Origin of the sequence: Methylobacterium sp. BTF04, assembly GCF_010692745.1 — a bacterium.
Taxonomy (GTDB): domain Bacteria; phylum Pseudomonadota; class Alphaproteobacteria; order Rhizobiales; family Beijerinckiaceae; genus Methylobacterium.
The window spans coordinates 168,493-177,703 of record NZ_JAAHTB010000005.1; the positions used below are offsets into that span (position 1 = coordinate 168,493).

10 protein-coding genes are annotated in these 9,211 nt (G+C 50.8%); 6 read left to right on the plus strand and 4 right to left on the minus strand.

Annotated features, from left to right (window positions below):
• Positions 1-19: 19 nt before the first annotated feature.
• The 3 genes from G3T14_RS05395 to G3T14_RS05400 all read left to right on the plus strand — a co-directional run bounded on the left by G3T14_RS05395 (position 20) and on the right by G3T14_RS05400 (position 1,409).
• The gene (locus G3T14_RS05395; protein ID WP_163640795.1) at positions 20-556 is read left to right on the plus strand and encodes a hypothetical protein; all 537 of its coding nucleotides are present in this window, start codon (positions 20-22) and stop codon (positions 554-556) included.
• A gap of 158 nt (positions 557-714) precedes the next feature.
• Entirely contained in the window at positions 715-1,098 is a 384-nt protein-coding gene (locus G3T14_RS24630) for a hypothetical protein (RefSeq protein ID WP_204262646.1), read from the plus strand.
• Positions 1,099-1,175: 77 nt separating this feature from the next.
• Complete coding sequence (locus G3T14_RS05400) at positions 1,176-1,409, plus strand: hypothetical protein (RefSeq protein WP_163640797.1); 234 nt, start codon at positions 1,176-1,178, stop codon at positions 1,407-1,409.
• Positions 1,410-1,503: 94 nt separating this feature from the next.
• Here G3T14_RS05400 and G3T14_RS05405 read toward each other — a convergent pair whose 3' ends face one another.
• From G3T14_RS05405 to G3T14_RS05415, 3 genes are all read right to left on the minus strand, one after another.
• Positions 1,504-2,112, minus strand: a complete 609-nt coding sequence (locus G3T14_RS05405; protein WP_163640800.1) for a hypothetical protein — start codon at positions 2,110-2,112, stop codon at positions 1,504-1,506.
• A gap of 247 nt (positions 2,113-2,359) precedes the next feature.
• Positions 2,360-2,827: a hypothetical protein gene (locus tag G3T14_RS24940; protein WP_246732934.1), complete on the minus strand. Its 468-nt coding sequence runs from the start codon at positions 2,825-2,827 to the stop codon at positions 2,360-2,362.
• Positions 2,828-3,115: 288 nt separating this feature from the next.
• Entirely contained in the window at positions 3,116-3,850 is a 735-nt protein-coding gene (locus G3T14_RS05415) for a hypothetical protein (protein WP_163640801.1), read from the minus strand.
• A gap of 74 nt (positions 3,851-3,924) precedes the next feature.
• Here G3T14_RS05415 and G3T14_RS05420 point away from each other — a divergent pair, with 74 nt between their 5' ends.
• Positions 3,925-4,368: a hypothetical protein gene (locus G3T14_RS05420; protein WP_163640803.1), complete on the plus strand. Its 444-nt coding sequence runs from the start codon at positions 3,925-3,927 to the stop codon at positions 4,366-4,368.
• 181 nt (positions 4,369-4,549) lie between these two features.
• Here the strand turns inward: G3T14_RS05420 and G3T14_RS05425 are convergent, their stop codons facing one another.
• Entirely contained in the window at positions 4,550-5,092 is a 543-nt protein-coding gene (locus tag G3T14_RS05425) for a recombinase family protein (RefSeq protein WP_163640804.1), read from the minus strand.
• Between the two features lie 182 nt (positions 5,093-5,274).
• On the opposite strand from G3T14_RS05425, the gene G3T14_RS05430 reads away from it, so the two are divergent.
• On the plus strand, positions 5,275-6,177 hold the full coding sequence (locus G3T14_RS05430) for a DUF1837 domain-containing protein (protein WP_163640805.1): 903 nt from the start codon (positions 5,275-5,277) through the stop codon (positions 6,175-6,177).
• On the plus strand, positions 6,174-8,267 hold the full coding sequence (locus tag G3T14_RS05435; protein WP_163640806.1) for a DEAD/DEAH box helicase: 2,094 nt from the start codon (positions 6,174-6,176) through the stop codon (positions 8,265-8,267). Before G3T14_RS05430 ends, G3T14_RS05435 begins: the two co-directional genes overlap by 4 nt.
• Positions 8,268-9,211 lie beyond the last annotated feature (944 nt).

The following is a 9,211-nucleotide window of genomic DNA, read 5'->3' on the forward strand; positions in this document are numbered from 1 at the left end:
TGATTCGTTTCGGAGGGGTTTGAGCCTGACCTTCGTGACGCTTGCCGCCTCAACCGTCATCCTGTTCACTCTCGGATGCGGTTCTCGCGTTGTGGTGTTCGCCGATGCGTCCGACCTGTTCATGAGCGCGTGCATCTTCATTGTGCCAGTGATGACGCTCTTCGGTGCAGGAATGATTGGCTGGATGTTGGCACCGGAACACCCACCGAAATACGCGACCACGCTCGATATGACACTGGACAACCCTGCGCCTGCGTTCGTCCTGTGTATCGGTGTTTTGGCTTGGACGTGGGCGATTCTCGGAACCATTGTGAGTTCGATCCGCTACAACGGAATCATTGTTGGTCCCGTCATCGCTGTCCTCAAGCTTGGTGCCCTATTGTCGCTGTTACTGGCATGGTTTGGAACCCTTCATAGCTACGATGACAGGGGAAACGAGAATCACATCGCTGCCAAGTTCTTCATCTTTGCCATTCTAATCTGGTTCGCATCGAGATTTGTGAATGGTGAGCGGGTAATTCTTCAAAGGATGTCGAGTAGACAGGTTCTAGCATGAAGAGCGCATTGAAGGACGCCGAATCTATCTGAGGATGTGATCGAGTTGGGACTGACACGCAAGGCGATTCACTATAGAACCCTCAGCGCAATAGATGCGATTAGACAAGCGTCAGCGCGCCTTAGATTGGCAGCATTGACGGTCGCATTCGAGAGGTAGTGATCGAAATGAATCTTGAGTTTGAGCATATCTTGAATAGAGCACTAAGTGAGTGGCCCGATCCCATTGATTTATCCGTCCTTGTTTGTCCTACTGCAAAGCTTGAGAGATATTCAATCTACGGTCTGAGTATGGAATGGGAGGAAACGTTTATAGGAAAAGACGAAGAGGTCATTATAACTACTTTACAAGATGCGATCTACTCGGTAGTTCATTATGCGGCGAAGGCAGTTACCGTTTTGGAAAAGAAGCATATAAGAAGTATCGCTGTGCAAATCGTATTTGAGGATATGCTTAAGGATTATGCAAGTCGCACACACCTAAACTGGCGAAACAGCGATAGAGAATTAGTCAGAGAATACTTCTCAGTGAATACTAGGTAGAGCGATTAATACATGGCCTTTACAGATATATCCCGTTGCTTGTCCGGTGTGTTTAAATCAGGTCCGAGCGGACCAAAATGAGTCACACACTTTACCGCATGATCCGCCTGCTCGAACAGGAAGGCGTTCACTACCGGCTCGACTGCCATCGCGACGACAGCATTATGATTACGGCATCACTGGTTGGTGAGCGGATCGAGATCGACGTGTTTGAAGACGGACGCATTGAATACAGCCGCTTTCGGGGGAGCGAAGACGTGGAAGACGACATTCCCCTGCTCGAATCGCTTTTACGCGCGCACCGGAAATGAGACTGCCAGTAGTCTAAACCTGACGCTTGGTGTTCCCGTCGCAAAGGTTTGCTCACGACACTTCTCATACGTTCAGATTCGGCTATTTGAAAGCTCAACTCCGTGCGCGATGAGCTACGTGAACTAACCAGCCTGGGATGATGCCAAGCTCGCGTGCGACCGCGCTCTCCCCCGCGCGCCACCTTTGTGCGCGCTGGTCGTCCAACCAGACGTTGTCGCTTTGGTCGTGCCTCTCCAAGGCCCAGCGCACAACTGGCTCGCCCCATGAATATCTACGCGCGAACGCTACTTCCCGCCTTATACAGCAACGCTCGATACGCGCTCGGATAGACTCATCGTAGCCGAATTGTATCAAACGAGCGTGGGTCGCTTCGTGCACGACCAAAGAAGCGATGACTTCGGTATCAGCCTCGCGAACATACCGAGCGTCGAGCACGATCAACCTGCGACGATGGATGTATTTGCCGATACCATGAGGTTCTAAGGTAATCCAAATCCTATCAATGTTGCGCTGTAAGTGAGTATAAGTGACAGGATCATACGTTTCAATGAACGAAATCGCTTCGCGAGCGCGGTCCAATAGGCTGATATCATTCTCGAAAACGACCCCAATCCAAATACCATCAATAATGATATTTTTTGAGAGTCGCATACCGATGCGGTCCACCACATCCGATAGCCAGTCCATGAGGCCCGTGCGCATTTAACATCCCTTACCGAGTGAGCATGAGCAGCTTGGCTGTGATTAGTTTTAAGTCCGCCTAACGGATGTTCGCTTCTCACCCTTAAGAGGACTTTCCATCACTTAGGACCGCTTCTATCTCAACATGCTTTAGCCGCCGTCAATTTTCGACGTATCAGCCGATGCCAAAGTTCTTCTCGACGACCCGCCTATAACACTACCGGCTAAGTGCGGTTCCGAATATGTCGACGACTATTTCGTCGCAGAACTAAAGATAAACCTCTTTAATAGGTTCTTCGGGGTCTAAGTCGAGAGTCCAGGTGGAAACAAAAGCTCTTACCTCGTCAATCGATTCATCTGGATGCGATGTAGAAGTCAGTCTTCTTGTATCATCCGAACCATCGCCAACTATCAATTCTTCAATGACGTCCTCAACCCTTCGGCAATCATGCCCGACCACTGCAACAAGTGAAACCTTATCATTTATCGCGTCTTCTACGAAATCTTCGAGGGATTGAGCATTCCAGGGTGGGGCGTGCAGGATTAATCTTTTGGTGTAAGGCACTCGCAAATATCTCTCCTTACCAGTTGAAGCATTCTCATTCGATCCCAAGCTGTGAGGAAATTGGCAGCCGAAAGTGCCCCTTGCTCCACCACGCCAGTTTTGCATTCCGCGGATCGCGAATGATTGTGATCTCGGCCTTTCGGCGAAGCGCAGTCCGAAAGCGTGAGGCATTTCGCACTCCGCAAACGCCGATGAAACACTCTCCTGTCTCATCGTTGCGGTAGAATGCACTGCCTCCAAATGCGCGCTGAACGCCTTCTTGATCACAGTGCCCGCCACCACCGAAAACCGACACAACCAGATCAGCCGGAGCCACGCACATCATCGTTCCATTGCCGCTCGCAACACGTTCACATCGAAACAGGTAGATGCGTTGCGAGTCGTCTGGGATGAAAACGATTATGGTGGAGGTCGCGAAGCCTGCAAACGATTCTTCGCTGGCATCACGGCTCGGCGCAATCAGTCCTCAGGGTCTCGTGTGAGCATGGCCGCAATCAGGTGAACTGTGCTCACCACTTCAGCCCCATGCCAAGCGGACAGCCGCCCCGGTAGCAAGCCCCCAAGCCTTCGCCAGAGATCATGACATTGTTGGGACCAAATTGTTCCGAGAAGCCATTCGCCCGGTATTGGATAACCAAGTTGCGCACGGAAAGCCGTCGCAGCCTCGGCTTCCGCCACCATAATCCAGTCCATGAGTGCCACGAGCGCAGCATCCGACACATTCTCGGCAAGCGCAAACCAGAGTAATCCGAGCCCGAAAAAGGCCGCTTCGTCGGAAGAGTTTGGACCCAAGCGTGGGATGAGCCAAGCCACCAGGGCAGCAGCCGCACGATTGATGTCTCCCGTCTCATCATCGTTCAACTGCCGGAGCGCCTTAAGCCCGAGCGCGTGCAGACTGTCGATCAAACTGACAAGCGTCTCGTTGGCTCCAATCGCGCCGTTGTCGTTCTCTGGCTCGCCATAGGCTCTTAAAAGTGTTGCGCAGGCGAAGGCACGGCGCCAGTGCCGCCCTATATGCGTTGGGTCATCAATAGGCCGGTCCCATCGCGTCAGTTCCAAAACTTCGGTAGGTTTACATTCACGAAGGTTGAGCGCACCGCCGTGAAGGAGGCTGCGCAGGGCGGCTAAATGCTCTTTGCTATCCTGCCCGTAATCGGCTTCCGAGATGATGCGCAGGTCTTCCGGATTCAGCATTCCGCCAATGAGTGCTGGCAGTGGGTCGGGATTCGGTTCTAGGGTATTGGGAAGGTGCGGGGGCATAAAGCGTAATGACCGTCTACGTGAGCGATGCGAATACGAACCGCATAGTGCAAACCCTTCAGATACACGACTTCTTGCCGTCGAAGGATGTCGTCGTTGATCCCCACGCCGTGCTGACGATGCTAGGCGAACGGGCGATCCGTTCTTCGTGGCAGGTTGCCGGGGTCGCCCGCTATGATGAAGCTGTCATGGTCGTTGGGGATGAAGCTGCGGATCGTCTCAAAGCGTTATCCAAATCGCGGGCGCGAGTGTCAGGAATACGACTCACCGAACTCTTTGATCAAACTGTTCAGATCATTTGGGGTGAATTCACCGCCTTCGAGGTTGGAGAAGTTGCGCCATGGGTGGTTATTCGAGCTATCGACAGTTCATGGTGCGAAGTCGAGACGAATGATGAGGAAGTTCTAGATCGTGTGCGACAGGACTTCGAAGACGTCCGGACAGATTCCTAACTGTCACCCTTTAGAGTCCGTCCGATAAGTCATTCTGTTCGGCCCAGCCTTCAGACGAAGATCATGACGGCGGATGCGTAGAGCAAAGCCTGGGCCGAGGCGAGAGTCGTTCAGCAGCTGGAAAGGTTCTAAACGGGCCAATAATGCTCCGCTTTCATGCTCATCATACTGAACGGCGACGTCACGGAGAGAGCAATCGATACACCGACGCCCGCCCGACGTTCATTTCCTTCGCGATGGCGGTAGCTCCCATTCCCTGCGCCGCCAAAGCCCTTACGCGGTCACCATCGATAGACGCCTTCCGACCTTTGTAGACCCCGTTCGATTTCGCCTTCGCAATACCCTCTAGCTGCCTCTCAGAACGGATCGCAGTTTCGAATTCCGCGAACACCCCTAGCATTTGAAGGAAGCATCGACCCGCCGCCGTGCTCGTTTCCACCGGCTGTTCGATCACAGTGAGAGCGACGCCAGAAGCCTCCATCCGCTTCACAATGGTTGCGAGGTCGGAAATGGAACGTGCCAGTCTGTCGATGCGGGTGACAACGATTCGATCTCCGTCACGGGCGAACTGAAGAAGCGTTTCAAGTTCCGTGCGCCCTTCGACCTTCGTGCCCGTTCGAGTCTCGGCCCGTATCACCTCACACCCGGCGGCTTTTAGGGCATCCCGCTGAATGTCGAGGGACTGAGAGGACGAACTCACGCGCGCATATCCATAGACCGCCATTGCCGACACCGTCCTGTTTGGTTCTAGACCATCGCAGTATGGTGTCTCACAACGCGAAAGTCGACTCATATAAGACACTTCCCTGCTAGGGACCTTGTCTCAGGTTTCGGTGACTCACGTGTCTACCCTATAAGCGACGCCCATCGAGTTTGCCGTATACCGAAGTTCCTACTGCTATGGACATGGCAAGTCCCAAAGTTCCATATTGTTTTCTGGTAGCCGCCGGGGTGGGTATGAGCATTTACGATACGAAGCCGGACCGAATGCTCACGGTATTGAGTTCCGACTCTACCTTAAATCCTATGACCGGGGTATACTGTGCCGGCTTTGAACTTGAAGAATGGCGGTGTGTTCCGCTTTCTCGGCATCTCGTAGAATGGCTTCCAGAGTATGCGCTTGTTGAGGAAGAGCTGCAAATCCATCACGGGAATATCTATGTAAAACTTAGTCAGGCAGCGGCGAGGGTATATACAAGTGAGAAGTATGAACTGAGAGGCGAGGCTGGCGAGATAGCGCTTCATGCAATTTGTAGGGACTACTTCAACACTATACCTATATCTCCGCGAGTATTTTACAAGTCTGCAACTAATGATGTTATTAAAGCTTTTGACATGGTTCATGCCCGTTTCCCAACATCTGACACCTTTGAAGTTTGGCTCGGCGAGTCAAAGTTATATGCCACTCCTTCTAGAGCCATCGATGACGCACTAAAGTCCATAAATATGCATCTTGAGAGGGGATTTCTTGAGAAGCAGAAGCTCCTTTTAGGACCACAGATACCAAAGAGTACACCAAACTACGAGAAAATTTCCGCGATATTTAAGATGCAATCCAGCATAGATGAATTCGTCGATACAGCGGTGTTTGTCGTTGGTATCGCGACGAACAGTAAAGCAGTTGGAGGTGCCAAAAAACAGACAGCTGAATACATTGCTTCGATCACAAACGAGCTAGCAGCCCTCTCTAAAAAGATTAACGTTAGTAAACTCGCGTTAAAGATAAGGCTTGTACTTCTTTATATTCCTTTAGGTAGCAAGAGTAAACTTGTGTTTGAGTTCGACAAGCGCCTTAAAGGCCTTCAATGAAGCTTATCTACGATTGGAATGAGTTTGACCACTCAACGGAATTCGAGTTGAAGGGACAGGTATTTGACATAATTCAAGAGACTGCCGCCTACCTACACGAGACGACAAATGACGATCCCGTTGTGCTCAATGTGATACCAAGGTTGGCTCAGCTGATCAGTAAGCACGAGTGTCTAGCATCATTCAAGGAACCGTTTAGTTCCTTGGCTAGGGCTGTTGGGTTGTGGAACTATATTGATAAGAACAACGCGCCTTCAAGGGATCGGTTGGTTGCAGAAGCGGTCTCTGTGCCTGAACTCGGTAACATTTCACTTCACCGGGAGCAGATTGGAGCCTTAAATGTGCTTTTAGCAGGCAGAAACCTTGTTTTAAGTGCGCCAACAAGCTTCGGAAAAAGCCTTATCATCGACGCTCTTGTACTCACAGGGAGATACAAAAGGATAGTCGTAATCCTGCCAACTATTGCGTTGCTTGACGAATTCCGGCGCCGATTCACTAGGCGGTTCAGAGACACTTATGACATCGTAATGTATAGCTCTGAGACCAGCGCCGCCCGAAATGTCATATTCCTTGGCACTCAGGAGAGGATCATTGCTCGTTCTGATTTGTCGAAGATTGACCTTTTGGTGGTGGATGAATTCTACAAGCTTGATACGCGCTCTTCGTCAGGAAAACGTGACGAACGGTCTCTTATCCTGAATGCCAGCGTCTACAAGCTACTCAAGAATTCCAAGCAATTTTTTCTTCTCGGACCGAACATCGATCATATCAGAATGGATAAGACCAGTCCTTGGAACTTTCAATTCTTGAGAACCCGGTTTTCGACCGTAGCTGTTGACACCTTTGACCTAAAGAATGTCGACAATAAAGAAACGAGACTTATCGAGGAAGCTTTCAAAGAAGAGAACTGGCCAGTTCTAATATTTGTATCTTCACCTAAACGTGCAAATGATATTGCGCTACTACTAGCGAACGAAAACCGCCTCCATGGTCACCGCTCTGATTTGAGCTTATGGATAGAGAGCAACTACGGAGGGAAGTGGGAACTAAGCAAATGCGTAGCTTCGGGAATCGGTGTTCATCATGGGCGGATTCCACGTGCGCTTTCGTCCCGCTTCGTAAAGCTTTTCAATGATGGAGTGCTTCCCATCCTGATATGCACTTCGACTCTCATCGAAGGCGTCAATACGGCTGCACAGTCCGTAATAATTTATGACAAAAAAATAGAAAGGGAAGACTTCGACTTTTTCACGTTCTCTAACATTCGTGGTAGAGCCGGCCGGCTTGGACAGTACCATACGGGGCGTGTCTTCCTCTTTAATGCCCCGCCAGATGTCAGTGATGTTGACGTTTTTCCACCTGTATTTCTGGACTACGAGAATGCTCCAGATGAGCTAGCAGTTTATTTGGAAGAAGACGATGCGCCAGCGAGTATTACTCAAAGAGTTTCAGTCTTAACGCAAAGTCTCGGCATTGGGATTTCGGATCTTCAACGTCTATCTGGTCTCGGAATCGACGTACTCGAAAAAGTGCGTGGCATTATCGCCGAACGAGTTGAAGAAAAGCATTATCTCAGTTGGTCCGGAAGGCCCAAGTGGAACGAGATTTTGGAGCTTTGTGAAATCGTATGTCGCCTTCGTAGGTCCAGAGATTTTGGTGTTAGGTCGCCGCGTCAGTTAGCTATGTGGATTACGAAACTACGCGCCAGTACGAGTATGTCTGAATTCTTTCGTTGGTACTCAGATGGCTTCACGGGTGATATCAACGAAATCGATAAGGTATTTTTGTTCCTAAGATCATGCGAGCATAGTCTGCCTGAGTTGTTCGATGCAGTACAAACGTTCGCTATCGCAACAGGTATCAGTGCTGATTACTCCTTGTTGCTAGATGAGCTTCCACGATGGTTTCGCATGGACGAAGTTAAGCAATTGGAGGAACAAGGGGTTCCAATGCAGATCACAGAACGTTTCATTTCATCGACAGACACGCTTCAAGATATTCGTCTCAAGCTATTTGAAGCTAGCAGAAATCTCGATCCTAAACTTTCGAAGATCGAACAAGATTGGCTGACCGATGCATTGCCTCTTTAGTTTTTTCCGGCAATATCCAATCATTAGGGTTCTTTGGTTTATGTATTTAATGCACTGGTCAAATGGAATTGCATCTTCGATGTCACAATCTGTCACAACCGCCTAGGGAGTAAGATACTTTTAGACGGCGACGAAATCTTTACATGCTTTAGTTTCAGTGGCATTCAAACTGTTATCTAAGACAAAATGGGTATAATCTGTCGTTTCACCGCGCCCGAAAAGCGGCATGTCGAGTGCGGTGACGCGATTTCAAATTCAATCGGTCACTGGCACATATGCCGCCCTCAATCTGCGTTCATGGTCGCTTCCCCCCATTCCGGCGCTAGTGTAGCGTTGAAGGGTAACAGGCTGATCATAAAGCAAAATTGTTGAGTAAATCGGTTCGCTACCCTGATCCAAGCTTTCGCTGGCGTCCCTCCGAAGGCAAAGGTCATTAATCAGAGCCGCCGGCATAGACGTGGTAGTACGGAAATCGCGTCATAGCGTCTGCAAGCATTGTCAATGAAGGTGTCTCATACCTACGGCCAACCGATGATACCCGATGCCCGGTTATCGCGTCCCGAAGCCTTTCCTCTATGCCTACGCCAAGGGCACGTGTTTTCCATGTGTGTCGCCAGCCGTGATTCGGGTCTACGGCTGGATCGAGCTTGACCGTCTCACGGACCCACTTGGCGACCTTGTGCCCCTGTAGCTCGCCCGGTGAGGTCCCAGAATCGTGCGCATCCGGCGAAGGCCGCCTTGCTCCGAGGTCTGTCGACGTCCAGCTTTTCGGTGATCTGATCCGGCATCGGTGCCGGCATCGATGCTGGAGATGCTCGGATGGACGATGCGACCTACGTCCGGCGCCGCCGCTGGAGTGCTCAAGAGAAGCGCGCTGTCGTGGCGGAGTCCGTGACCAGCGGCAACGTGATCGCGACGGCCAAGCGCCACGGCATCCAGGCGCA